This window comes from Bacteroides acidifaciens (assembly GCF_903181435.1).
Classification (GTDB): Bacteria; Bacteroidota; Bacteroidia; order Bacteroidales; family Bacteroidaceae; genus Bacteroides.
Map to the genome: position 1 here is coordinate 689,766 of NZ_CAEUHO010000001.1, position 25,419 is coordinate 715,184.

The 25,419-nt window shown below is 43.1% G+C and carries 15 protein-coding genes and 2 pseudogenes; 16 read left to right on the plus strand and 1 reads right to left on the minus strand.

Going from position 1 to position 25,419, the window contains the following annotated elements:
* The first annotated feature begins 4 nt into the window (after nucleotides 1–4).
* The 11 genes and pseudogenes from CLIN57ABFB40_RS02710 to CLIN57ABFB40_RS02760 form a co-directional block, all read left to right on the plus strand.
* Nucleotides 5–2,164, plus strand: a complete 2,160-nt coding sequence (locus CLIN57ABFB40_RS02710) for an alpha-glucuronidase family glycosyl hydrolase (RefSeq protein WP_175628771.1) — start codon at nucleotides 5–7, stop codon at nucleotides 2,162–2,164.
* A 60-nt stretch (nucleotides 2,165–2,224) separates the two neighbouring features.
* A complete protein-coding gene (locus tag CLIN57ABFB40_RS02715) occupies nucleotides 2,225–2,668 on the plus strand; it encodes a VOC family protein (RefSeq protein WP_175628772.1) in 444 nt (147 codons plus the stop codon).
* Between the two features lie 117 nt (nucleotides 2,669–2,785).
* Complete coding sequence (locus CLIN57ABFB40_RS02720; RefSeq protein WP_175628773.1) at nucleotides 2,786–4,252, plus strand: ATP-binding cassette domain-containing protein; 1,467 nt, start codon at nucleotides 2,786–2,788, stop codon at nucleotides 4,250–4,252.
* Between the two features lie 95 nt (nucleotides 4,253–4,347).
* Nucleotides 4,348–4,863 (plus strand): RNA polymerase sigma factor, encoded by a 516-nt coding sequence (locus tag CLIN57ABFB40_RS02725; protein ID WP_008026044.1) that lies wholly within the window; start codon nucleotides 4,348–4,350, stop codon nucleotides 4,861–4,863.
* Nucleotides 4,864–5,484: 621 nt separating this feature from the next.
* On the plus strand, nucleotides 5,485–6,552 hold the full coding sequence (locus CLIN57ABFB40_RS02730) for a FecR family protein (RefSeq protein ID WP_175628774.1): 1,068 nt from the start codon (nucleotides 5,485–5,487) through the stop codon (nucleotides 6,550–6,552).
* 19 nt (nucleotides 6,553–6,571) lie between these two features.
* Entirely contained in the window at nucleotides 6,572–10,165 is a 3,594-nt protein-coding gene (locus CLIN57ABFB40_RS02735) for a SusC/RagA family TonB-linked outer membrane protein (RefSeq protein WP_175628775.1), read from the plus strand.
* Nucleotides 10,166–10,186: 21 nt separating this feature from the next.
* Nucleotides 10,187–11,614 (plus strand): RagB/SusD family nutrient uptake outer membrane protein, encoded by a 1,428-nt coding sequence (locus CLIN57ABFB40_RS02740; RefSeq protein WP_175628776.1) that lies wholly within the window; start codon nucleotides 10,187–10,189, stop codon nucleotides 11,612–11,614.
* Between the two features lie 17 nt (nucleotides 11,615–11,631).
* Entirely contained in the window at nucleotides 11,632–14,142 is a 2,511-nt protein-coding gene (locus CLIN57ABFB40_RS02745; RefSeq protein WP_175628777.1) for a zinc-dependent metalloprotease, read from the plus strand.
* Between the two features lie 240 nt (nucleotides 14,143–14,382).
* Nucleotides 14,383–15,129 (plus strand): 2,3-diphosphoglycerate-dependent phosphoglycerate mutase, encoded by a 747-nt coding sequence (gene gpmA / locus CLIN57ABFB40_RS02750; protein ID WP_175628778.1) that lies wholly within the window; start codon nucleotides 14,383–14,385, stop codon nucleotides 15,127–15,129.
* A gap of 29 nt (nucleotides 15,130–15,158) precedes the next feature.
* Entirely contained in the window at nucleotides 15,159–16,211 is a 1,053-nt protein-coding gene (locus CLIN57ABFB40_RS02755) for a class I fructose-bisphosphate aldolase (RefSeq protein WP_175628779.1), read from the plus strand.
* Nucleotides 16,212–16,278: 67 nt separating this feature from the next.
* Nucleotides 16,279–16,416, plus strand: a pseudogene (locus tag CLIN57ABFB40_RS02760) (transaldolase family protein); the annotation flags it as partial.
* Nucleotides 16,417–16,587: 171 nt separating this feature from the next.
* On the opposite strand, the gene CLIN57ABFB40_RS02765 reads toward CLIN57ABFB40_RS02760, so the two are convergent.
* Complete coding sequence (locus CLIN57ABFB40_RS02765; RefSeq protein WP_175628780.1) at nucleotides 16,588–20,535, minus strand: two-component regulator propeller domain-containing protein; 3,948 nt, start codon at nucleotides 20,533–20,535, stop codon at nucleotides 16,588–16,590.
* Between the two features lie 113 nt (nucleotides 20,536–20,648).
* Here CLIN57ABFB40_RS02765 and CLIN57ABFB40_RS02770 point away from each other — a divergent pair, with 113 nt between their 5' ends.
* From CLIN57ABFB40_RS02770 to CLIN57ABFB40_RS02790, 5 genes and pseudogenes are all read left to right on the plus strand, one after another.
* Nucleotides 20,649–22,079, plus strand: coding sequence for a phosphotransferase (locus CLIN57ABFB40_RS02770; protein ID WP_175628781.1), 1,431 nt, complete (start codon nucleotides 20,649–20,651; stop codon nucleotides 22,077–22,079).
* 10 nt (nucleotides 22,080–22,089) lie between these two features.
* On the plus strand, nucleotides 22,090–22,845 hold the full coding sequence (locus CLIN57ABFB40_RS02775; RefSeq protein ID WP_175628782.1) for a nucleotidyltransferase family protein: 756 nt from the start codon (nucleotides 22,090–22,092) through the stop codon (nucleotides 22,843–22,845).
* A 136-nt stretch (nucleotides 22,846–22,981) separates the two neighbouring features.
* Nucleotides 22,982–23,230: a hypothetical protein gene (locus tag CLIN57ABFB40_RS02780; RefSeq protein WP_175628783.1), complete on the plus strand. Its 249-nt coding sequence runs from the start codon at nucleotides 22,982–22,984 to the stop codon at nucleotides 23,228–23,230.
* A 16-nt stretch (nucleotides 23,231–23,246) separates the two neighbouring features.
* A pseudogene (locus CLIN57ABFB40_RS02785) lies at nucleotides 23,247–23,420 on the plus strand (response regulator); the annotation flags it as partial.
* 340 nt (nucleotides 23,421–23,760) lie between these two features.
* The gene (locus tag CLIN57ABFB40_RS02790) at nucleotides 23,761–25,401 is read left to right on the plus strand and encodes a glycosyl hydrolase family 18 protein (RefSeq protein WP_175628784.1); all 1,641 of its coding nucleotides are present in this window, start codon (nucleotides 23,761–23,763) and stop codon (nucleotides 25,399–25,401) included.
* The last annotated feature ends 18 nt before the right edge of the window (nucleotides 25,402–25,419 follow it).

Genomic DNA, 25,419 nt, shown 5'->3' on the forward strand with positions numbered 1-25,419 from the left:
ATTTATGAGAATAATATCTATATTCTTAGCCTTGCTCTTCTGTCTTTCGTCCCATGCGGAAGATGGAAGTGCCCTGTGGCTCCGCTATGCGACAGGTACGAAGGCGGAAATTAGTTGCAGGAAGCAATCGCCGACATTAAACATTGCCGTTTCCGAATTACAGAAATATTGGAAAGGCGGTCTTCCTGTGGCTTTGGAAGTAAACGCAACAAAAGAGTTGCGTGCACTTGGAAACGAAGGATACACCATCCGTACTTCTGCCGATGGCAAGCAAATCACCATTGCCTCTTCCGGTGAACAAGGTGTGCTTTATGGAGTTTACCACTTACTCCGTTTGCAGGCTGCGGAACAGCTTTCGGAATCGAACTCTGACTCGCCCCCGGACTCAAAATTGAGGGTACTGAATATCTCAGAAAAACCGGATTACCGGATTCGTATCCTGAACCATTGGGATAATCTGGACGGCACTATCGAACGTGGCTATGCCGGACATTCACTTTGGAAGTGGGAAGAGCTTCCTGCCGTTGTCTCTCCCCGTTACGAAGCCTACGCCCGTGCCAATGCCTCTATCGGCATCAACGCAACCGTACTGAATAATGTCAACGCGAGTCCCAAGATTCTTTCCGATGAGTATCTGCAAAAAGTAAAAGTACTGGCGGATATATTCCGTCCTTACGGCTTGAAAGTATATCTTTCCATTAATTTCTCTTCTCCGGCAGCCCTGGGCGGTTTGCCGACTTCCGACCCATTGAATAAAGAAGTCATTGCCTGGTGGAAGAAGAAAACGAAAGAAATTTATTCCCTGATTCCCGATTTCGGCGGATTCCTGGTGAAAGCGAACTCCGAAGGACAACCCGGGCCGTGTGATTACGGACGTACCCATGCCGAAGGAGCGAATATGCTTGCCGATGTGTTGAAACCTTACCACGGCATCGTCATGTGGCGTGCTTTCGTTTACTCGCCCACAGACAGCGACCGGGCTAAACAAGCCTATCTTGAATTTGAACCTTTGGACGGCAAGTTCCGCGACAATGTGATTGTGCAGATAAAGAACGGACCGATTGACTTCCAGCCCCGCGAACCGTTCAGCCCGTTATTCGGAGTCATGAAGAAAACACCCGTGATGCCGGAATTTCAGATAACACAGGAATATCTGGGATTCTCCAACCACCTCGCTTTTCTCGCTCCCATGTGGAAAGAATGTCTGGACAGCGACACTTACGTACAAGGCGCAGGCTCTACCATCGCCCGTGTGACGGACGGCTCCCTGTTTGCTCATCCGCTGACTGCCATTGCCGGAGTAACCAACATCGGCGACGACATAAATTGGTGCGGACATCCTTTTGCGCAAGCCAACTGGTATGCCTTCGGGCGTCTTGCCTGGAAACATTCCCTTTCATCCGAAGAGATAGGCGAAGAATGGCTGAAACAAACCTTCCTTCCTATTGACGGACAACCATCCCGCAATTCCGTCAATGAAATATCTCAAAAGGAAAGACAACAACTTCACTCTCAACTCTCCCTTCTCAACTCTCAACTTCTCCAAGAGTCGAGGGAAGCAGTGGTAAATTATATGATGCCGTTAGGACTGCATCACATCTTTGCATGGGGACATCATTACGGGCCCGAGCCTTGGTGTGATATTCCCGGTGCCCGTCCCGACTGGATGCCTTCTTATTACCATAGGGCAGATGACGGCGGTATCGGATTCGACCGCAGCAGCAAAGGGAGCAATGCGACGGCACAATATCACTCTCCTTTGTGTGAACAATTGGATAATGTAGACACCTGTCCCGAAAACCTGCTTCTTTGGTTCCACCATGTTCCTTGGAATCATCAGATGAAGAGCGGGCGTACACTTTGGGCGGAGTTGTGCTATGCTTATGACCGTGGGGTGCAAGAAACCAGAAACTTCCAGAAGTTATGGGCGCCTATGGAGAAATACATCGACCCAGAACGATTCCGTGACGTACAGCACCGGTTGAAGATTCAGACACGTGACGCAGTGTGGTGGAAAGATGCCTGCTTGCTCTATTTCCAGCAATTCAGCAAGCAGCCGATACCTTATGAACTGGAACGTCCGATGCATGAATTGAAAGATATGATGGAATACAAACTGAATATCACTAATTTTGAATGTCCGTCTTACGGATTTACCCGATAGAATGATTATATTTGCATCTTGATTATAAGAAACAAATAACAAACCATTAATCAGTAAACAATGAAATTCAGCAACGTAAGATTATTAGTGAAAGACTTCGCCAAATGCTTCAAATTCTACACCGAACAACTCGGACTGGAACCTGCTTGGGGAGATGAAAATAGCGGATATGCCAGTTTTAAAGTAGCCGACGGAATAGAAGGCTTCGCCCTTTTTGTATCCGATTGGATGGCGTCTTCGGTAGGCAATGCAGATAAGCAGCAACCCGTTGCAATGCGTGAAAAATTAATGGTTTCATTCTATGTAGATAACGTAGACGAAACCTTTGCCGCCCTAAAAGCCAAAGGCGTGACGTTTATCAGTGAACCTACGGATATGCCCGATTGGGGGATGCGTACCTTGTATCTGCGCGACCCCGAAGAAAATCTTATAGAACTCTTTACCCCTCTGTCGCCGGAGAAATTTAGCCAGGAGCTTCTTGAAGAAGATAAGAAATTTCAATAAGGGATATTGCTAAAAAGGAACTTTTAATACGGTTTTCCTGTAAATAGACAAGAAAAGTGCTTATTCTGTGATAAAATTGTTACCTTTGCGGTCAAAAATAAAACAGAATATAAGAATATGATCCAAAATACATTCTGCATGGCGGGGGGCGTAGCACGCAACCCGCTTGTGCGTTTAGCCAAACCTATCACGACAACTATCGGAGCGAACGAACATATAGCCATTGTAGGTCCCAATGGGGGTGGCAAGAGCCTTTTTGTAGATACATTAATCGGAAAATATCCGCTACGTGAAGGAACACTCCGGTATGACTTTTCCCCTTCCGCTACTCAAACTGTTTATGATAATGTGAAATATATCGCGTTCCGTGATACTTATGGAGCGGCAGATACCAATTATTACTACCAACAGCGTTGGAATGCGCACGACCAGGATGAAACGCCGGACGTCCGCGAAATGTTGGGAGAGATTAAAGACGAACAACTGAAAAATGAACTGTTCGAGCTCTTCTGCATCGAACCTCTTCTTGATAAAAAGATAATCCTTCTTTCAAGTGGTGAACTGCGTAAATTCCAGCTCACAAAGACACTGTTGACAGCCCCCCGCGTTCTGATAATGGATAATCCGTTTATCGGACTGGATGCGCCTACCCGCGAATTGTTATTCTCTTTGCTTGAACGTCTGACAAAAATGTCGTCCGTCCAGATTATTCTGGTGCTTTCCATGATGGATGATATACCTTCCTTTATCACTCACGTTATCCCTGTTGATAAAATGGAAGTGTTTTCCAAGATGGAACGCGAAGCCTACTTGACTGCTTTCCGCAACAGAGACGCAACTACTTCTTTCGATGAATTGCAGAAACGGATTATTGATTTGCCTTATGACGTCAACAACTATGACTCGGACGAAGTGGTGAAACTGAATAAGGTAAGTATCCGCTATGGCGACCGCACTATTCTGAACGAACTGGACTGGACAGTGCATCGTGGGGAGAAATGGGCGTTGAGCGGGGAGAATGGTGCAGGAAAGTCTACATTATTGAGTTTGGTTTGTGCGGATAATCCACAATCATACGCTTGCGACATCAGCCTTTTCGGACGCAAACGGGGAACTGGAGAAAGTATTTGGGAAATCAAGAAACACATCGGATATGTAAGTCCCGAGATGCATCGTGCTTATCTCAAAAACTTGCCGGCTATTGAAATCGTAGCCAGCGGACTGCACGACAGTATCGGACTGTACAAACGCCCCCAACCGGAGCAGATGGCTGTATGTGAGTGGTGGATGGATATATTCGGCATTGCCGACTTGAAAGACAAACCTTTCTTGCAGCTTTCCAGTGGGGAGCAACGTCTGGCTCTGTTGGCACGTGCTTTCGTCAAAGATCCTGAATTACTGATTTTGGACGAACCGCTTCATGGATTGGATACTTACAATCGTCGTCGGGTCAAAAAGGTGATCGAAGCCTTCTGTAAACGTAAAGATAAGACGATGATTACGGTAACACATTATGAATCAGAACTTCCGGATACGATTACAAACCGCATCTTCTTGAAAAGAAATGATACGTTAATATATTAGAATATGATTTCTAATATTTTTTAATGAATTGATTGCTTTTTGTGTTATTTGGCTATCTTTGTGCTTAATTAAATGCAAAAAGTAACCACAAAGATATGAATAGTAGCCAAAATGCCATAGCTGTATTGTATAGGAAATATTGGCAAAAGCTCTATATTCATGCATATAATCTGCTGAATGACGGAGAAAGCGCAAAGGATGTATTGAGTGATGTGTTTTGCTCAGTACTTGAAAACAGCGAGCAGTTTGAAGGGAAGACTGATTTGCTGCCTTTATTCTATGTTATGGTGAAAAACCGTTGCATTGACCACATACGTCATCAGAATGTAGTGAACCGGAATGCGGAAAGATACTTGGAAGAACTTTATAGCGGTTGGACTGCCAAAGAGTATCGGGACTACGAAGATAAAATAGACCGGATGCAGGAGAGTATCCGCCAGATGGCGCCGCAAATGCGCATAGTAGTGGAAGAGTTTTTTCTGAATGAAAAGAAATGTGCGGAAATTAGTGAAATATTAAATATCAGTGATAATACAGTCAGAACCCATATTGCCCGGGCTTTAAAAATACTCCGTAAACGATTGAGTGTCTTTTTACTTATTACAGTTTAATGTTGAATCCTGCTCTTCACTTGTTTCACACTTTAGCTGAACAACTATAAATCAGATATTTATGGTGAATGGAAGTAGGAAAAACAAAGTAAATAACCCTTCACACCCTTCACGCACTTATATGGATTTGTTGGGCATATATGTCTGACGTGTTGGATCTATATGTCTAGCATATTGGATCTATATGTCCAATACGCACGGCATATATCTCCTGTAAACAAGGTATTAATGCCTGATAATTCAAGAGTTAATACCTTATAGCTCAAGAGTTAATACTTGATAACTCAAAAGTTAATACCCAACGGGTCATTTGCTATAAGCTAATTTATTTTTGCTTATAGCATATTTACTTTAGCTCATAGCATATGAAAAAAGAGGTGAAGGATGTGAAGGGTTGTTTGCTTTGTTTTTCTGCTTCCCTTCACCATAAATGTCTGATTTATAGTTGTTCATCTCAATGGTGAAACCTGTGAACCGTTGGAATAGTGCATTTGTGTGTTATCGTCATTGGTATACAGGCTTCATCTTTTGTTCTTCTGAATTTCCATCAAGAAAAAAAATCTCTCATAGGTGTCATTAATTTCGGTTGGCTCTACGTATTAAGATAAACAGTTGATTATTATGATGGAAAATCCAGACCAGAATTCAGATTATGCATTGCGTGCGATACAGGAACCGCGACTAAGGGAGACGGAAGAGTTCAACCAGTGGATTAGCGTACCTGAAAACAAGGAACTATTTCTCGACCTGATGGCTTGCAAGGAAGCTGTGATGCGTGAAAGCTTGGATAGGAGACGCAAGGCAAAAATGAAAACACGTATTTGGGTAGCGGCTTCTGCTGTGGCTGCCGTTTTGGTTTTGGCCTTTCTTATACCTTCTTTATTTCCTTCTTTCTTTATAAAAGAAGAGGAACCGGTGCGGTTCTTTGCCGCAACTGTCAGTGGAGAACATGTGATGCTGCAAATGGACGGCCATCATGAACAACAACTGTTGGAAGACAGTGTGATGGACATCAAAGAATGGAAAACATTGACGCCGGATACCACCTGCTGCCAAACGTTGACTACACCACGTGGAAAAAGTTTCCTATTGGTACTGTCCGACGGGACTAAAGTGTGGATAAATGCTGAAAGTAGCCTGCGCTATCCTGTCGCATTCAACGGGAAGGAACGACGGGTAGAGTTGAAAGGTGAAGCCTGCTTTGAAGTGGCAAAGGATGAAAAATGTCCCTTTATCGTAAGTGCGGACGGCATGGATACCCATGTACTGGGTACTAAATTCAATGTACGTTCATACGCAACAGAAGACCGCCACGTGACATTGGTGCAGGGAAAAGTGCAAGTGACCAACACGAACAGCCTTACGTCCGTAGTGCTTCAACCCGGACAGGACTTGACTTATACGGAAACCGGAGAAGAGAAAATATCGCGTGTCAACATAGCTACCTATACGGCATGGACAGAAGGAATGTTCTATTTTGAAGATTCGTCACTGGAAGAAATTATGAGTTCTCTGGGCAGATGGTACAACGTGAACGTTGACTTTGAACGGGTGGAACTATACAATATCCGCCTGAACTTTTGGGCGAACCGCAACGCTCATTTGGACGAGGCGGTGGAACTTCTGAATAAACTGGAAAAAGTACGTGTAGAATATCAGGACGGGACTATTACAATTAAACATATATAACTTTACAAATACAACTCTTATGAAAAAGCAACAAATTACATTGTCTCGCAAAAAGGCAATGAGAAAGGTCGTATGGATGAAAGCCGCCTTCTTATTGCTGATGTTTGTAATTGCCCTGCATGGACGGGCACAAAATACGGACAGCAAATTGATTTCTTTGGAACTAAAGGAAGCGCCATTGGGAGAGGCTTTGAAGCAGTTTAGCAATGTGTCCGGTTATAAGGTGAATTTTCCTAGTGAAGATGTCGGAGCGTACCGGGTAAGCGTAAGCATACATCAGTTGGCACCTTTGGCGGCACTCCAGAAAATACTGGAAGGGAAACCTTTTGAATATGAGGTGAAACAACATTTTATCACTGTCCGTAAAGCGAAGCCTGCATCGACTACTCGTAAAGTCAGGAACATCGAAGGGCAGGTAGTGGATGAAAAAGGGGATCCGCTGCCGGGTGCGAATATCCGGGGAATCGACAGCCCGTTTGGAGCTATTTCCGATATCAAAGGAAATTTCACTTGTAAAGTGATGGAGGAAACCCACACACTGGAAGTTTCTTTTGTCGGTATGCAAACTGAAAAGGTATCTATTAAAGGGCGTACTCATGTCAATGTGATTATGCATGAAGATAAACAGCAATTGGGAGATGTTGTAGTGACGGGTTATCAGCGCATTAGCCGTGAACGTTCTACTGCCTCTTTCGGCTTTATAGATTCCGAACAACTGACAAGGCAGATGCATACTGACCTGGCGTCATCTCTGGAAGGACAAATAGCCGGCCTGCGTATGGATATCAATCCGAATAACGGGGATATGAGCCCTATCCTTCGCGGTAGAGGTACGTTCTCGAATGATGTAGGCTCACATCCGCTAATCGTAGTGGATGATATGCCGACTGACTTGACCCTGAGTGAGATAAATCCCTATAATGTAGAGAGTATTACTGTCTTGAAGGATGCGGCGGCAGCCAGTATTTATGGTGCTTTGGCTGCAAACGGCATTATTGTGGTAGTTACCAAACAGGCTAAAGAAGAGGGTGCGCATGTGAATATCAATGCTGATTGGTTCATCACCAGCAAACCGAATTTCAATAGTTTGAACCTGGCTTCTACAAGCGACATTATTGATTATCAAACAGCTGTGTTTGATGCGAATGTAGCCGAATCAGGCAGTGCGTCCGGTTTTTTGTCCAGCTATAAGGCAGGCTACTATAATCCGTTGTTCCAACTTTATCTGGATCGGGAGAATGGTACACTAAGTAATAATGAAGTCGAAGCTACATTGAATCAGTGGCGTAATAATGACTATTATAAAGAATATCGTGACAATGCTTGGCGCACGGCTGTAACTCAGCGTTATAATGTGTCCGTATCGCAGAAAGTCGGAAAAAACAATCACTTCCTTTCGTTCAATTATGAAAATGACAAGGGGCGTACGATAAATGATAAAAGGAATAAATTCTCCTTGTATTATAAGTCGAACTATGCCATAACCAGTTGGTTGAATGTGAATGCCGGGGTGGACGCCCGTCTGGGAAGTAGCGATACACCGAATACCCTGTTTACCAGTTACACTATGCAACAACGTTATGAAAGAATAATGGATGCCGATGGTAACCGTTATAATTCTCCTTATGTGAATGTAAGCGGATATTCGGGTGGAGCTTACAATGGCAGTGTCGTGAGCAAGGCGGAAGGTGTTTCACCTTATAAAACATTTGGTTTCAATGTGCTTGACGCATTGGGTGAAGGCGGTACCAAATCACGCAATGTCAGTATCCGCCCGTTTGTCAGTTTGCAGGCACGATTCCTGAAGATGTTTAAATATAACTTCATGTATCAGTATGAATGGAATCATAGCAAGAGTGAAGTGTTTGATGCGGAGGACTCCTATTTGATGCGTATGACGTACAATTCTATGATTGATACGAATGGAAATTTGGCAATGCCGAAAGGCGGACGGTTCTTTCAAAATGAGTTGAGCAGTAACCGTTATACTGTACGTAATCAGATAGACTTTGACAAAAGTTGGAAGAACCATGCAGTAACCGCCATTGCCGGACTTGAATTTAGGGAAAATAAGATTCCGAAACCTACCCGGCAATTAATGTATGGATACGATCCTCAGACACTGACTTCTGACATTATAGATTGGCAGGCATACCGTGACGGTGTAGGAACCAGTGCACTTTCCGGCAATACGATTACTTTGAGTGGCCTGTCGCCTACGTTGCAAGAATCACGCCATCGTTATGCATCTTTTTATGCCAATGCAAGCTATTCTTATCTGTCCCGTTATAATGTATCCGGAAGTATCCGCTGGGATCAGGCGGACTTGTTCGGACTTGATATCCGTAACCAGCGTCATCCCCTGTGGTCTGTCGGTGCGTCCTGGATTATGTCGGAAGAGTCATTTATGAAAGATATTGTTTGGCTCGACTTCCTGAAAGCACGTATGACCTATGGTATCAACGGTAATGTGGATCAGAGTTCGACTACCTATTTTGTAGTAAAGCAGAAGACCCAGAGCAATCCGATCAAGACGACATACCTGACTTATGATGATGATGATCTTCCGAACCCGAAACTCCGTTGGGAGAAAACAGCCACTTATAATGTGGGACTGGATTTCCGTCTTTTCAATAATTTAGTCAATGGTAGCTTGGAGTATTACAACCGCCACTCATCTGATTTGCTTGTACGCCGCTACATGGATCCTACATTGGGAGCTAAATCACGTGTAGTGAACAACGGTGAGATGCGTAACCGGGGTATCGAATTTTCTCTTACTGCCAATCTCATCAGGAAGAAGGACTGGAACTTTGCCGTTGATTTCAACTTTGCCCATAACAAGAACAAGATGTTAAAGGTGGATCATAGTGATTCGGACACTTCGACAAGTTTCATTATGAGCCCGCAGAACTACTTTATGGAAGGAACCAGTTATAATACGCTTTGGGCTTACCGTATCGACCGCATTGAAAATGGATATCCGGTAGCGGTGGACAAAGATGGGAATGACCTGGTGACGTTCAACGAGGATGGTACGGTTGCCAATATTACTACCGGATCGTCACTGAAAGGTACTGAGAATCTTGTAAATCTTGGCTCGCTGACTCCGAAATTCAATGGAGCAGTGTCCTTGAGACTTAGCTACAAGGGAATTGCCTTGAATGCTTTCTTTGTGTATGCAGGCGGTAACAAACTGCGTAATAGTGTGGTAAGTATGAGTGACCAGGTGGGAAGCCAGACGTTGAAAGACATAACCAACCGTTGGAGTGCGGATGCACCGGATGCAAATGTACGTATGTATATTGATATGCCCACAAAGGTTAAAACTTACGCAAGTACTTTCCAGGATTGGTGGCAATATGGTGATATTAATGTGAAAGATGCAGGTTATGTGAAATTGCGTAGCTTGAGTCTGGGGTATAGTTTGCCGTCCGGTATCTGCCGTCAAATCCGGCTTAATTCATTGAATTTGAAGTTGCAAGTGAACAACCTGTTTACCTGGTGTAAGGCAGGAAGCGACATTGACCCGGAAAGCTACGGATTGAACAGCGGCACACGCGGCATGGCTTCACCCAAGACTTATTCTATCGGATTATCAACAAGTTTCTAATTATTAAAAAGAATATAGGATATGCGTAAATTACTTTATATATTGCCAGTTCTGCTTATCTTGGGATTTGCGGCTTGCGAGAATTACGTGGATATTACCCCTACAGGAAAGAAGACTGTGGACTCTACCGAGACTTATTATGAATTGGTGGCTTTGCCGAACCGGAGTTATTATCCGTCGTCTTTTGCTTTGTTGAGTGATAATGTCTGGTCAAAAGAATCGAATATTATTGGCAAGGAATATCTTTCCTCTGATGGAATCAATATGACTTTTAATGAGGATGCCGACCGTAAAGAATTAAGTGATAATAATCTGTATGCAAACTGTTATCAATACATCTTACGCTCTAACATCGTGATTTCATTGGTAGATCATAGTACAGGTGACAAGGATGTGAAAGAACTGGCTAAAGCGGAAGCAAAAATCATGCGTGCGTGGGATCATTTTATTCTGGTGAATACATTCGCTAAAGCCTATAATCCGGAGACAGCAGCCACTGACGGTGGTATTGCTATTGTCAGCGAATATGACTTGGAAGCGACTCCTACCAAAGCTACTGTTGCCCAAGTCTATGACTTTATCATCAAGGATATCGAGGATGCGTTACCTTATCTGCAGGAAGAACCGGTGAATGTATATCATCCCTCGAAAGCATTCGGCTATGCATTGGCGGCACGCGTTTACTTGTTCCACCGTGACTGGAAAAAGGCTAAGGATGCGGCGGAGGAATCTTTGAAACGGAACAATGCCTTGATAGATTATATAGCTTTGGATGCCGTCGGGGGACCGACTAAGGTTTCAACTTATGCCAAAGGTGGCAATCCGGAAGTGTTGAATTATGCTTATATGGGTAGTTATTCTGAAAACCCGTCTATTGCTTATGGTATGATTAGTCCGGAGTTAGTACAACTTTTCGGAGATAATGATGAACGGATGAATTTGTTTTTTAAAACGACTGGTAATTTTGACTATAACTTTGACGAGGGTTCTGGAGCTGCTTTATGGAACACTGCCCTTACCTATTCTAAGTTTCAATACATGGCTGTAGGTATGCGTACTGCCGAAGTGTATTTGATTTTGGCAGAAGCTAATGCACGGTTAAATGATTTATCCGGGGCTGTCAAAGTGCTGAACTTGTTGCGTGAGAAACGCATTAAGGGGAGCGAAGCGGTATTGCCGGAACCGGCTACACAACGTGAGATGATGCAGGAAATCATCAATGAGCGTCGTAAAGAACTGCTCTTCGGATTCAGCCGATTCTGGGATTTGAAACGGTTCAATACGGAAGCCGACTATGCGAAGACGATTACCCGCACTTTCCCGTTGGTTACCACAGATGTGGAGCAGAAAACATATACGTTGAAACCGGATTCACGTTTGTATATCATTCCGTTCCCGGTGGCTGCCCGCGAAAAGAATCCGAATCTGACACTGAATACTAACGAATAAAATAAATCAGGAAAACAATGCAAAAGATTTTGATGATAATTGTATTGGTGCTTTGGGCGTTGCAAGGAGCCGAAGTACAGGCAAGCGATACCAGTCTGCTGGAATTTGGGAAGAAGGGTCTGGTAGTTCGTGAAGATACAGTTAAGAAAGACACTGTCAAGAAAACTACACCTTACGAGAAACTGCTGAAAGAAGGTGGTAGCGAATGTGAGGGGATGTTTACAGTACGCCATATCAAAGATAACTGGTATTTTGAAGTACCGGATTCTTTGATGGGACGATTATTGTTGGTCGTTACCCGTTTTAAGTCCGTGCCGCAGGGTTTCAAGATGATTAGTGGCGAAGAGGTGAACCGGAGCGTGGTTTATTGGGAACAGCATAATGGCAAGACTCTCTTTCTGCGCGAATATGTACAGTCACAGTTTGCCCGTCCGGGGGATAAGATAGCTGAGGCTTTGAAGCAATCGACCGTAGATCCGGTAATTGGCAAGTTCGATGTTATCGGTAGGAATCCGGAAACTCAGGCACAGCTCATTAATGTATCCAAGTTTCTCTTGGGGGATAATAAGACGTGTGGCTTTACATCAAGTGACCGTTCCATTCTGGGTATCGGCTCGTTAGTACAGGAACGTACATTTATGGATACCATCAAGACTTATCCTATTAATGTAGAGGTGACCACCTTGCGTACTTACAATATTACTTCCGGCAAGTTGCCGGCGGCTGCGACGGGTTCGGTGACTGTGAAATTGAATACCAGCATGGTAATGTTGCCTAAAGAGCCCATGCAGCCACGACTGGCGGACGAACGGGTGGGATTCTTCCAGAATCCGGTAACTGAATTTTCGGACGACCAGCAGGTTACTGTGCGCGGAGCTATCATCCAGCGTTACCGGTTGGAACCGAAAGACCCGGAACGTTATCGCCGGGGACAACTTACCGAACCGAAACGTCCTATTGTATATTACATAGACCCTGCAACACCGAAGAAATGGATACCTTATCTTAAAGCGGGTGTGAAAGACTGGAATGTAGCCTTTGAAGCTGCCGGATTCAAAAATGCCATCATAGCTAAAGAATGGCCGGACGATCCTACAATGAGTTTGGATGACGCACGTTATAGCGTGTTGCGTTATCTGCCTTCGGAAAACGAGAATGCTTACGGACCGCGTATTGTAGACCCTCGTAGCGGGGAAATTATGGAGAGCCATATCTGTTGGTATCACAACGTGATGAACTTACTTAAAAAGTGGTATATGGTGCAGTGCGGACCTTTGGATAAACGTGCACAGACAATGAACTTTGATGACGAATTGATGGGTACATTGATTCAGTTCGTTTCCTCACATGAGGTAGGGCATACCCTCGGCTTGCGTCACAACATGGCGGCAAGTTCGGCTACGCCGGTAGAAAAGTTGCGTGACAAGGCTTGGGTGGAAGCCAATGGTCACACGGTGTCGATAATGGATTATGCACGGTTTAACTATGTGGCGCAGCCTGAGGATAAGATTTCCGGGAAAGGACTTTTCCCCCGTATTGGCGACTATGATAAATGGGCGATAAAATGGGGTTACCAGTATCGTCCCGAATTTAAAGACCCTTTTAAAGAGAAGGCGGCATTGCGTGCCGAAGTCACGAAGAAACTTCAGAACGACCATCGTATGTTGTTTATCGGTGATGAAGGAAAAGGTGCTGACCCGCGCAGCCAAAGTGAGGATTTGGGCGATAACAATATGAAAGCGAATGAATATGGCATAAAGAACCTGAAAAGGGTGATGGAAAATATAATGACCTGGACAGCGCAGCCTGACGGCCAGTATGACGACCTGAATACGATTTATAAATCAGTCCGTGCCCAACATCTGAAATATACCCTGCAAGTGCAGAAGAATTTGGGCGGTCGTTATACCAATAATCTGCCGGGGATGAAACCTCATGATTATCTGCCACGTAGTGTACAGAAAGAGGCGATAGAGTGGTTTGGACGCAATCTGTTTGAGGCTCCGCTCTGGCTCTATCCGGATAAGGTGGTGAGTTGCACGGGAGTCAAACCTATGGATGAAATTCGTGACCGCCAAAATTCCTTAGTCTCTTTACTGCTCGCACCGGGAATGCTGTATAATATCTATTCGTCTTCTTTGTGTGGTTCGGAACCGTATCCGCTTGATGAATATCTGAATGATGTGTTCACTGCGATATGGAAACCTTTGAACACTTCCAATGAGTTGGAAAATAATCTCCGTCGCCAGTTACAACGGGCTTATCTGACATTTATCGGACGCATGATGAATCCCGAAAGCAAAGATATCGCCAATGCGAATGCGACATTCAGCCGTTCTGATATCCTGCTCTTTGTGGAAACACACTTTGACAAGGTGGAAGAATATGTGAAAAGACAGCTTGCCGTTTGCAAGGAAGGTGATTTAAATTATCGTCATTATGCAGCTTTGCTGCGAGATATTAAAAAGACAAAAGAAGCATATTATGGTAAAAATGCCGATATATCTGCTTCAACAGAGGGCTTATAAAACAAAACGCAAAACTAGGACCGATTTTTATGCATTAAATTCTCTCTCTTTTTTTTGAATAAACTTGCTTTTCCCTTCGGGGAAAGGTGAGTTTATTTTTTATATACATGCTTCCTGTATTTTACTGATTTACTGAAAGAATCATCATTTTGGGGATTTTGATAACTATTCATTCTCCAATGAACTTAGTGGAGAAACAAAATGTTGTATATGTAAAAAGAAGAAAGGAGATTTATAAGAATGAAAAAGATAGTATTGCTTCGTCATGGTGAAAGTGCCTGGAACAAGGAAAACCATTTTACGGGCTGGACGGATGTAGACCTGACTGAAAAAGGAGTTGCCGAAGCTGAGAAAGCTGGTGTGATACTGAAAGAATATGGATTCAATTTCGATAAAGCCTATACCTCTTATCTGAAAAGAGCTGTAAAGACACTGAACTGTGTACTGGACAAGATGGACCTGGACTGGATTCCCGTAGAGAAAAACTGGCGCTTGAATGAAAAGCATTATGGAGAGTTGCAGGGATTGAATAAAGCGGAAACTGCCGAGAAATATGGTGAAGAGCAAGTGCTCGTATGGCGCCGTAGCTACGATATTGCTCCTAATCCGCTTGCGGAGAATGATTTGAGAAACCCGCGTTTCGATTACCGTTACCATGAAGTTCCCGATGCCGAACTTCCCCGTACCGAATCATTAAAAGATACCATCGAACGTATTATGCCTTATTGGGAATCGGATATATTTCCCAGTCTGAAAACAGCCCATACCTTATTGGTGGTGGCTCATGGTAATAGTTTGAGAGGTATCATCAAGCATCTGAAGCATATTTCGGATGAAGATATTATAAAACTGAACCTGCCTACTGCCGTGCCTTACGTTTTTGAGTTTGATGAAAACCTGAACGTGGCTAATGATTATTTCCTCGGTAATCCCGATGAAATAAAGAAACTGATGGACGCGGTAGCGAATCAGGGGAAGAAAAAATAGAATAGTTACACATTAAAAAAAACAAAGTTATGAGTAAAGTAGTTGAATTACTAAGAGATAAGGCTTGTTATTACCTGGACCACACTTGCGAAACCATTGATAAATCATTGATTCATGTTCCGTCTCCCGATATAATAGATAAGGTTTGGATTGATTCCGACCGGAACATACGCGTATTGAACAGCCTGCAAACCCTATTGGGACACGGACGGCTGGCAAATACCGGTTATGTATCCATACTTCCTGTCGACCAGGATATTGAGCATACCGCCGGGGCATCCTTTGCTCCGAATCCGATTTATTTCGATCCGGAAAATATCGTGAAACTGGCTATTGAGGGCGGCTGTAACGGGGTAGCTTCCACATTTGGTATTCTTGGTTCAGTGGCACGTAAATATGCCCATAAAATACCTTTCATAGTGAAACTGAATCACAATGAGTTGCTTTCTTACCCAAACAGCTTCGACCAAGTGATGTTCGGTACGGTTAAGGAGGCTTGGAATATGGGAGCGGTAGCTGTAGGAGCAACCATCTATTTCGGTTCTGAACAAAGCCGTCGTCAGTTGGTGGAGATTGCCGAGGCTTTTGAATATGCGCACGAACTGGGTATGGCAACCATTCTTTGGTGCTATTTGCGTAACAATGATTTCAAGAAAGGTGCTGTGGACTATCATTCCGCTGCCGACCTCACTGGGCAGGCCGACCGTTTGGGAGTCACTATCAAAGCGGATATTGTGAAACAGAAACTTCCTACTAATAATGGTGGGTTTAAAGCTATCGGCTTCGGTAAAATCGATGAACGTATGTACACCGAATTAAGTTCCGAACACCCGATTGACCTTTGCCGCTATCAGGTAGCCAACGGCTATATGGGACGTGTAGGATTGATTAACTCCGGCGGAGAATCTCATGGAGAATCAGACTTGCGTGATGCTGTCATCACTGCCGTAGTCAATAAACGTGCCGGTGGTATGGGATTGATTAGCGGACGTAAAGCGTTCCAGAAACCGATGAATGAAGGCGTAGAGTTATTGAATACCATTCAGGATGTGTATCTTGACCCGGAAATAACAATTGCTTAATCCTGGTTGAATGGAAATAAATACTTATCTTTGACTATTAGATAGTTAGCCATTAAAAATTAGAAGTATAAAGTTTTTTATTGACACGGCCAATTTGGAGCAGATTCAAGAGGCGTATGACCTCGGAGTACTTGACGGAGTGACTACCAACCCTTCGCTCATGGCGAAAGAAGGTATCAAGGGTACGCAAAACCAGCGTGAACATTAGTTGAATTATCCGTTGACGGATTCGGGATTGAAGAAATTCCTGGAAGGCTATAAGAAAGTGAATGGCTGAGAGTAAGTAAGACTCAATATATAGGCTAAACGGTGAACATCAGGCAGATTATAACTGCATCATGTTCACCGTTTTTCTATACTACTGTCAGGAAGGCTGTCATTCGTTTTTCCTTTCCTGTTTCCGCTTTTCCTTATATTGTGTCGGCGTCTCTCCCGTATATTGCTTGAAAGCCGTACTGAAATAGCGTGAAGTTGTAAATCCTACCTTCTCGGCGATTTCCGTAAATGACATTTCTGTACCGGTGATTAACGTTATCGCTTTTTCCATCCTGAATTTATTGATATAATCATTGGCTCCCATATCAGTCAGCGCTTTCAGCTTATTATAAAGCGAAGCCCGGCTCATACCTATCTCTTTACAGATAAAAGAGACATCTAAGCCACTGCTGTCCAAATTCTCCTGAATGATTTGATTCAGTTTCAACAGGAAAGTTTCGTCTGCCTGGCTGAACGTACTTTCTTCCGCTGCGGGGATTAATCCGGCATTCAGATATCTTTTCTTGGTAGATTCCCGGTTTTTCAGACGATTGCGGACGATTTCCATCAACATCTCTATTTCGAAAGGCTTTGTCAGATAACCGTCCGCTCCATTCTTGTATCCGCTCAACTGGCTTTGCTTATCATCTCTTGCCGTCAGAAGAATGATAGGAATATGACTGATAGTAATATCTTCCTTCATATTCTTACAAAGTTCGTATCCGTTCATTCTGGGCATCATCACATCACTGACTATAATATCCGGGGCATGGTTCTTGATAAGTTTCAGCGCTTCCACGCCGTCCGCGGCTATTATGATTCGCTTAAAGTATTCCCCTAATGATTTCTTTAGGAAATCCGTCAGGTCGGGATTATCATCCACTACTAAAATCGTATAGGAAGTTGTATCGAAATTATTTTCATCCGGTATATTTTCATTCTTGTCATCACTAATCAGTTCGTTCAGATATGCTTTGGGCTGGCAGATAATTTCTTCGGTTCCCTGTTTCAGTGGCAGTTCGAAGAAGAAAGTGGCACCTGCTTCCTGGTTATTACGGGCATCGATGGAACCGCCGTGCAGCTCAACCAGAATTTTAGAATAAGATAGCCCGATTCCCGTTCCGCTTTGTTCGCCCGTTCCTTGGTAGAAGCGGGTAAAGAGCTTCCGGGTATCTACCTGCTGCAATCCGTTGCCCTGGTCGGCAATGGAGACACGTACTCTGCCTTCTTCGGGAAGTAATTCAGAAGTAATTGTAATTTCCGTATTTTCGGGGCTATGTTTCAGGGCGTTAATAAGCAGATTGCTTAAAATAGTCTCACACTTGTCCTTGTCGAAGCTGACAGTTTCAATCCGTGGGTCGAGTTCATAGCGGATTCGTACATTCTTGGCTTCACCCTCGCTGATAAAGTCCTGTGAAACGTGCTCAATCCATTGGTTGAATGGATGAGGCTGTATCTGCATTTTACTTTCTCCAACTTCCATTTTGCGTACATCAAGCACCATGTTTATCAAGTTCTTCATGCGTTGTGATTGTCTGTAAATAGCCTTCAACGGAAGATACTGATTGTCATCGGAAGAGAGCGATTTCAATATCCTACTGAGTGGAGCGTGTATCAGTGTCAATGGAGTACGAAGTTCGTGGCTGATATTGATAAGGAAACGCACTTTTTCCTCATACACCTGTTGTTCGTGTTCCTTCATAGCCCACCTTAACTTTTCTTCCTTACGTCTTAATGTTCTTCGGAACGTTTCTATAATAATAACAGTAACCAAAAACGCGCAGCTAAGGATGAACCACCAAGTGCGATACCAGGGCGGAAGAATCGTAAGTTCAAGCACTTCCTGGCTGGGAATCCAGCTACCATCCTTTGCAGTGCAGGAAGCCATGATTTTATAACTTCTTGGTGGCAGTGAGCGTATAGCCAGTTCGGGATTATAGGACTCGATTTGCTGGTCGTTCAGACCCTCTATCTGATATTTATACACCTTCTGACGGAAAATATCTTCCTCTTTCGACATAATCCGGATAGTGATATTACTGTTCCAGGGCGCGGAGATACCTTTCGGGGTGCCGCTTAACTCGTTATTAACGGATTCTCCGTTGATAATAACATCCGATAACTGAAGTTGGGGAAGTTCGGATGTCGTTAAAGGAAGGTTGCAGTTGATATGCAGCAGACCTTTTACACCGCCCATATACACATCTCCCTGTATGCTTAATAATTGGGGTTTGGAAAGATATTCGTTCAAAATAACACCGTCCGACTCTCCGAAAAGAACAAACTTCTTTTCTTTTATCAACCAGGCGAATAACATACTGTCGGCTCCTATCCATACTTTTCCTTGTTGGTCACATACTATCAGGGTGATTTCGCCGAACAGGGAAGTCGGTATTGGAGTCTTTGTCTTTGTACTGGGGCTGTAATGTACCAATCCGTAATTGTTTCCAATCCAAAAATTGCCTTCTTCGTCCCGTGAAACAGAATTGATAATCGTGTCTTTCCGACAAGAGTACAGGGCTTTCAGCCGGTTTGTGCGGTTATCCAGTTCATAAATATGTTTTGTATCGCTCAGATAAGTATGCTCCTGATAATTGCCGATTGGTAGGAGAGCACCGATAATATCTTGTCCTTCCTGCTCTGTAGCGATGCTGAAAGTTTGCTCTTTCAGGTTGTACTTATAGATATGCTCCCCTAGAAATAGGATACTATGCGGTGTGTTTTGTAATAAATTTACGGCTTTTCCCCGGTTGCAAAGACGGGCGTTTGTTTCAGCATCGACAATGGTGAAAGGTTGTTTTTCTCCAGTTGCCGGATTGAAAATGAATACTCCCTGCGAGAAAAGAGAAATCAATAATTTGCCGGGAGTAAACGCGCAGATAGACGCCACCTTATCTTCCCATGTAGAAGGGTAATGGGTGAATTTCTCCGTAACCGGATTGAAGCTGTTGATGCCACCCCCGTCCGTTCCTGTCCATATTCGGTTTTCAGATTCCTGGAAAAGGCTTAGGACAGTAGCGTTGCTTAGTCCGCGGTCATTGCCGGGTAACACATCTTTATAGGTTTTCATGGAAACTTCCCGGATGCTGATTAACCCGTTGCGGATACTGCCTGCCCACATATTATTGTTCCGGTCGTTGTATAGACATAAGATAGAGTTGGCGGGAAGCGAATAATTATCTCTTCCGGGGATATGTTCCAAAAGAGAGAAACGTTTCGTTTCCGGGTCGAGGATATTGATGCCGCCCCCGTCTGTTCCAATCCATATTTGCCCTTCCCGTTCGGCGAGGCTTAATACGACGTTATTGCTTAGGGATGAATTGCGGGTAGTATAGGTGCCCAGCAACTTACCATCACGGGTGAAGCAATTCAGTCCCCCGTTGTAAGGAGCCACCCATATCTTTTTTTGTGAGTCGATAAATACGTTCATAATTTCTTTTCCGCAATCGAAAGGCGGACGGCTGCATTTTCCGGTCTTTAGGTCGAGCAGGATCAAACCTTGCCACCGGCTGCAACAGAGCAGTGTATGTTTATCCCAAAGACTCAGCAGGGTTACGTTGTAATTCGGCTTCAGGTCGAAAGATTGCAGGAGACGGAAAGAGGAATCTTGGTAATTATAGAAGAATATCTTGTTTTTCGAACCGAACAAGACTCCGTCTTTTGTCAGGCAAACAGAATAAGCGATGATGTTATTTCCGGTTTCATTTGTCGGTATAAAGAAATCATCGCTCTGCCGTTGATAGCGTGCCACTCCTTTGTCTGTCAGAATCCAGATGTTATTTTGCTTGTCTTCTATCATCTGATAGATTAAATTATGAGGAATGGAGTGAGGATTGTCTGTTTGATGAACGTATTTTTTAAGTTCATGTCCGTCATATCGCCCCAGTCCGGAACGGGTTCCTATCCATATGAAGCCTTGTTCATCCGTCAGGATACACCGTACAGTAGACGGTAATCCGTCTTTCAGAGAGATTTGCTTATAGTAATAATGTCCGGCTTGAAGAGAGAGAATGCCGGCGAACTGTGTGATAAATGCTACGCATAGTAGTACAAAGATTCTTTTTTTCATGGAATCAGGTCAGTTTAACTGAAACAAAGATAATGTATTCGGATGAATATTAGTTAAATCACCTCTCTTATTTTTTAGTTTTTATCCCTATCTTTGCTCGAAAATATACAACTATGATTACCGAAGAACTACAGAAACTTTATCAGGCATATACGGGCGTTCCCGCTGAAAATATAACAGAATTGCCCTCTTCCGGTTCCAACCGACGTTATTTCCGATTGTCGGGCGTGCAGACATTAATCGGAGTGCATGGAACTTCTATCGATGAGAATGAAGCTTTTCTTTATATGGCAGGGCATTTCCGTAAAAGCGGCCTGCCTATTCCCGAAGTTTATATCGTATCGGAAGATAGAAACCGTTATCTGCAGGAAGATTTAGGTGACACTTTGCTGTTTCATGCCATTGAAAAAGGACGCGCTACTAGTGTGTTTTCCGAAGAAGAGAAAGAGTTGCTCCGCAAAACGATTCGTCTGCTTCCTGCCATTCAGTTTGCCGGAGCCGACGGATTCGATTTTTCCCGTTGCTATCCCCAGCCGGAGTTCAACTTGCGTTCTATCCTTTGGGATTTGAACTATTTCAAATATTGTTTCCTCAAAGCTACCGGAATGGAGTTTCAAGAAGACAAACTGGAAGATGATTTTCAGAAAATGGGTGATGTTCTGTTGCGCAGTTCTTCCGCTACTTTCATGTACCGTGATTTTCAGAGTCGTAATGTGATGATAAAAGACGGACAGCCTTGGTTTATTGACTTTCAGGGCGGGCGTAAGGGGCCGTTTTATTATGATGTTGCTTCTTTTTTGTGGCAAGCTAAAGCGAAATATCCCGATAGTCTTCGTAAAGAACTTTTGCAGGAATACATAGAAGCCCTTCGCAAATACCAGCCAATTGACGAGCCTTATTTTTATAGCCAGCTCCGCCACTTTGTTCTCTTCCGTACCTTGCAGGTATTGGGGGCATACGGTTTCCGCGGCTATTTTGAGAAAAAGCCTCATTTTATTCAGAGTGTTCCTTATGCCATCGCGAACCTGCGTGAATTACTGAAAGAAGAATATCCTGAATATCCGTATCTCTGCAAAGTGTTACGTGAACTAACCGGATTGAAGCAATTCACTGACGATTTGAAAAAGCGTCAACTGACAGTTAAGGTAATGAGCTTCGCTTATAAAAAGGGGATTCCTGAAGACCCGACAGGAAATGGCGGCGGTTATGTGTTCGATTGTCGTGCCGTGAATAATCCCGGTAAGTATGAACGCTACAAACCTTTCACCGGATTGGATGAGCCGGTAATAACTTTCCTTGAAGAAGATGGAGAAATCCTTCATTTTCTTGATAATGTCTATGCTTTGGTGGATGCTTCCGTGAAACGCTATATGGAACGCGGATTCAGTAACTTGTCTGTTTGCTTCGGCTGTACAGGTGGGCAGCATCGTTCTGTGTATTCAGCCCAGCATCTGGCAGAGCACTTGAATCAGAAATTCGGGGTAAAAGTAGAACTGGTGCATCGCGAACAGAATATTGAACGTACGTTCGAAGCAACCGTATAAAAAAGATTGTATGAAAGCAATGATATTTGCAGCCGGTTTGGGCAGCCGGCTGAAACCACTGACCGATACAATGCCCAAAGCTCTTGTTCCTATAGCGGGGCGACCGATGTTGGAGCATGTAATATTGAAACTGAAAGCATCCGGATTTACCGAGATAGTGATTAATATCCATCATTTCAGTGAGCAAATACTTGATTTCCTGAAAGCGAATGATAATTTCGGGCTTACCATACACATTTCCGACGAACGTGACTTGCTTCTCGATACAGGTGGCGGAGTAAAGAAAGCCCGTACTTTCTTTGAAAATTCTAATGAGCCTTTTCTTGTACACAATGTAGACATTCTTTCGGATATTGACTTGAAAGAACTCTATGATTATCATTTGCAGAATAGCGGTGTCGCCACTTTATTAGCCAGCCAGCGTAAAACTTCCCGTTATCTGCTTTTTGATACGGAGAAGAAACTCTGCGGATGGATTAATAAGGATACGGGACAAGTGAAACCGGACGGTTTCCAGTATGACGAATCTCTCTATCGAGAATATGCATTCAGTGGTATTCACGTTCTTTCTCCTGCCATCTTTCAGTGGATGGATGCCCCACATTGGGAAGGTAAATTCTCTATCATGGATTTCTATCTTGCTACTTGTCGGCAAACCGCCTTCTTTGGTTTTCTGTCTGAGGAACTCCATCTCATTGATATCGGAAAGCCGGAGACATTGGCTAAGGCGGAAGAATTTATAAAAGGTTTTGAATCTTTAAAATAATAATGTTTGCTATCAAAGTGCTACATGAAAACACCTAAAGGGACTTTCTTGCCTCTTTTTCATTGTAGTATGAAAGATTTGTGTAAGTTTGTTTGGACGAACAGACAATATTGTTGAACTACATAAATTTTGTAGCATGAGAAATGAATCTCCCTTAGCTTTAGCAAGTGGGGCAGCTGATAGTTTATTGTATAATATCTTTGAGAACTTATCTGTAGGTCTGGAGTTATACGATAAGAGTGGTTTCATGATTGAAGTTAACCATACAGAATTACAATCAATGGGGATAAAAAACAGGGAAGAGCTTCTGGGGCGCAGCCTGTTTGATATTCCGAGCCTTTCCGGTAAAGACAAACTGGAAATAATGAATGGCGAAACCTACTGAAGTTGATAAATGACATACTGGATCTTTCGAGATTCGAAAGTTCAATAACCGTATCCTAATTGTTGCACTGACTGCCTATGCTTTTGAAGCCGACCGGGTAGTCGCCTTGGAAGTAGGTTGCGATGATTATTTGGTAAAACCCATTAATGGTGCAAAATTGATGCAGGCTTTGAAAGAGTATGGCTGTTGAGAGCTTGGATTAAAAATGTGCTGAACTTCAGTCTTCTGATATAGAAAGCCTATGATATATCTTCACAAGAAATTTATTGTAGTTACATTAGTCTAAAATATAAAAGAGGCAGGAATATTTGGAAACGAATATTTTCGTTTTCTTTTTTTATTCGCATGATGTTTAAACAGTGTCTATGATGTCTAAAGATATCGATGAAATGGATGGTTTTAGACAAAATTGGAAAAATAGTAGCTAAAATAGAACATTCTTTACCTTTAATATATCCTACATTTGTGACGGTGATTGTCAAAAGGGACAGCACAACTATTAAATAAAGGTAATCTTAATTATTGAATTTATGAGAAACAAATTCCTATTTCTTTGTCTCTTCCTTTTTGGAACGTTGACAGCTTGTAAAAACACAAAATGGGTAGACGTTCCAACTGGTACTCCTCCTGAAGGTGCAATCATTGGAAAACCTGGTGAATCGGAAGAACCGGATGAGCCTACTGTAAAATCATTCATTAATTGCTCTTACATTCGGGGGGATTTTTTTGAAACAAACCGTATTTCAGCAGCTAGTATGGGTGCTTGTACAGATTTGATTTATTTGGCGGCGCGTCCTTATGCAAATGGTGAGGTCGCTTTTGAATTGCCATTGAATGATGCAACGATGACAAACGTATCTCATACTGGCACTTTTCAAGGTCGTAATGGAGTGGTTAAATTTGAAGGAACAAGTCTTATGAATGGCGGTGATGGATTACTTCACTCTGCTGATGGAGCCTTTAATAAATTCACCTTTGGTACCTATATATATATAAGTGAATGGGTGGACGGAGCTTTTCTCTTTAAGAAAATGGATGGAAACTCCACGATCATTGCTTTTCAAATGGGTGAGACAGCTAATAGTTTGAAACTTTCTATTGGAAGTTCGGTTGCAACCGTTACCACTCCTGATCTGGCAACAGGTTGGCACTATATTGGTTTGACTTATGAACAGGGAACGGCGAAACTTTATGTGGATACAAACAATACTGCAATAAGTTTTGTAGGTGCTCTTCCTAAGGAAGTACCTAATACACGTACTGATTTTTTGATTGGAGATAAATTTAAAGGTTATTTAGATGAAACTTTTGTAAGCAGTCTGGTAGTAGGTACATCAGGTAGAAATCCTATCACCTTTGACAATTGGAATAATTCAAAAATACTTGCTTACTGGAAATATGATGATGCCACGAAACCTGGCAAGGATTCACATTCCTGGTTGGGGCGTTTGAATAATATACGTATCGCTTTACAGGGACAACAGGGAGATAGAAGATTGCGCTTGGGCATTGCCGGTGGAGAATGGAAAAAGATGATGGCTGATGTCACTGCCCGCACAAGATTTGCTTCCGAGGTGAAGAAGATTATCGAACAATATGATTTTAATGGGGTTGATTTTGATTTTGAATGGCCTGCAAATGCCAGTGAATATAATAATTATAGTGCAACTGTAATCCAAATGCGTTCTACATTAGGAACGTATGTTTACTTCACCGCATCGTTGCATCCGGTTTCTTTTAAAATTTCCCCGGAAGCTATTGATGCTTTGGATTTTATCTCTTATCAATGTTACGGTCCTGCAGTGATGCGTTTTCCTTACGAGCAATTTGTAAAAGATGGAGAAGCAGCTGTGGCATATGGAATCCCTAAGAATAAGCTGGTGATGGGAGTGCCTTTCTATGGTTCTACGGGTCGTCTGACTGCTGCCTATTGTGATTTCGTGAATGATGGTTTGGCTACTACGAATGAAGATACATATACATATAAAGGAAATACATATACTTTCAACAGTATAGAAACGATTCGTAAGAAAGCGAGATATGTCTGTGAAGAAGACTATGCAGGCATTATGAGTTGGGATTTGGCAACAGATATTGACATAACCAATAACAAGTCTTTGTTGAAGGTCATAAAAGAAGAGTTTGAATATTATGCGAATCCGACGGAATAAAAGAGAATCTAAATTAAT

What these genes read in the sequence shown, in the direction of transcription:
- CLIN57ABFB40_RS02710 (WP_175628771.1), top strand. Translation starts at nt 5, where the DNA reads ATGAGAATAATATCTATATTCTTAGCCTTGCTCTTCTGTCTTTCGTCC.
- CLIN57ABFB40_RS02715 (WP_175628772.1), top strand. Translation starts at nt 2,225, where the DNA reads ATGAAATTCAGCAACGTAAGATTATTAGTGAAAGACTTCGCCAAATGC.
- CLIN57ABFB40_RS02720 (WP_175628773.1), top strand. Translation starts at nt 2,786, where the DNA reads ATGATCCAAAATACATTCTGCATGGCGGGGGGCGTAGCACGCAACCCG.
- CLIN57ABFB40_RS02725 (WP_008026044.1), top strand. Translation starts at nt 4,348, where the DNA reads ATGAATAGTAGCCAAAATGCCATAGCTGTATTGTATAGGAAATATTGG.
- CLIN57ABFB40_RS02730 (WP_175628774.1), top strand. Translation starts at nt 5,485, where the DNA reads ATGATGGAAAATCCAGACCAGAATTCAGATTATGCATTGCGTGCGATA.
- CLIN57ABFB40_RS02735 (WP_175628775.1), top strand. Translation starts at nt 6,572, where the DNA reads ATGAAAAAGCAACAAATTACATTGTCTCGCAAAAAGGCAATGAGAAAG.
- CLIN57ABFB40_RS02740 (WP_175628776.1), top strand. Translation starts at nt 10,187, where the DNA reads ATGCGTAAATTACTTTATATATTGCCAGTTCTGCTTATCTTGGGATTT.
- CLIN57ABFB40_RS02745 (WP_175628777.1), top strand. Translation starts at nt 11,632, where the DNA reads ATGCAAAAGATTTTGATGATAATTGTATTGGTGCTTTGGGCGTTGCAA.
- gpmA (WP_175628778.1), top strand. Translation starts at nt 14,383, where the DNA reads ATGAAAAAGATAGTATTGCTTCGTCATGGTGAAAGTGCCTGGAACAAG.
- CLIN57ABFB40_RS02755 (WP_175628779.1), top strand. Translation starts at nt 15,159, where the DNA reads ATGAGTAAAGTAGTTGAATTACTAAGAGATAAGGCTTGTTATTACCTG.
- CLIN57ABFB40_RS02765 (WP_175628780.1), bottom strand. Translation starts at nt 20,535, where the DNA reads ATGAAAAAAAGAATCTTTGTACTACTATGCGTAGCATTTATCACACAG.
- CLIN57ABFB40_RS02770 (WP_175628781.1), top strand. Translation starts at nt 20,649, where the DNA reads ATGATTACCGAAGAACTACAGAAACTTTATCAGGCATATACGGGCGTT.
- CLIN57ABFB40_RS02775 (WP_175628782.1), top strand. Translation starts at nt 22,090, where the DNA reads ATGAAAGCAATGATATTTGCAGCCGGTTTGGGCAGCCGGCTGAAACCA.
- CLIN57ABFB40_RS02780 (WP_175628783.1), top strand. Translation starts at nt 22,982, where the DNA reads ATGAGAAATGAATCTCCCTTAGCTTTAGCAAGTGGGGCAGCTGATAGT.
- CLIN57ABFB40_RS02790 (WP_175628784.1), top strand. Translation starts at nt 23,761, where the DNA reads ATGAGAAACAAATTCCTATTTCTTTGTCTCTTCCTTTTTGGAACGTTG.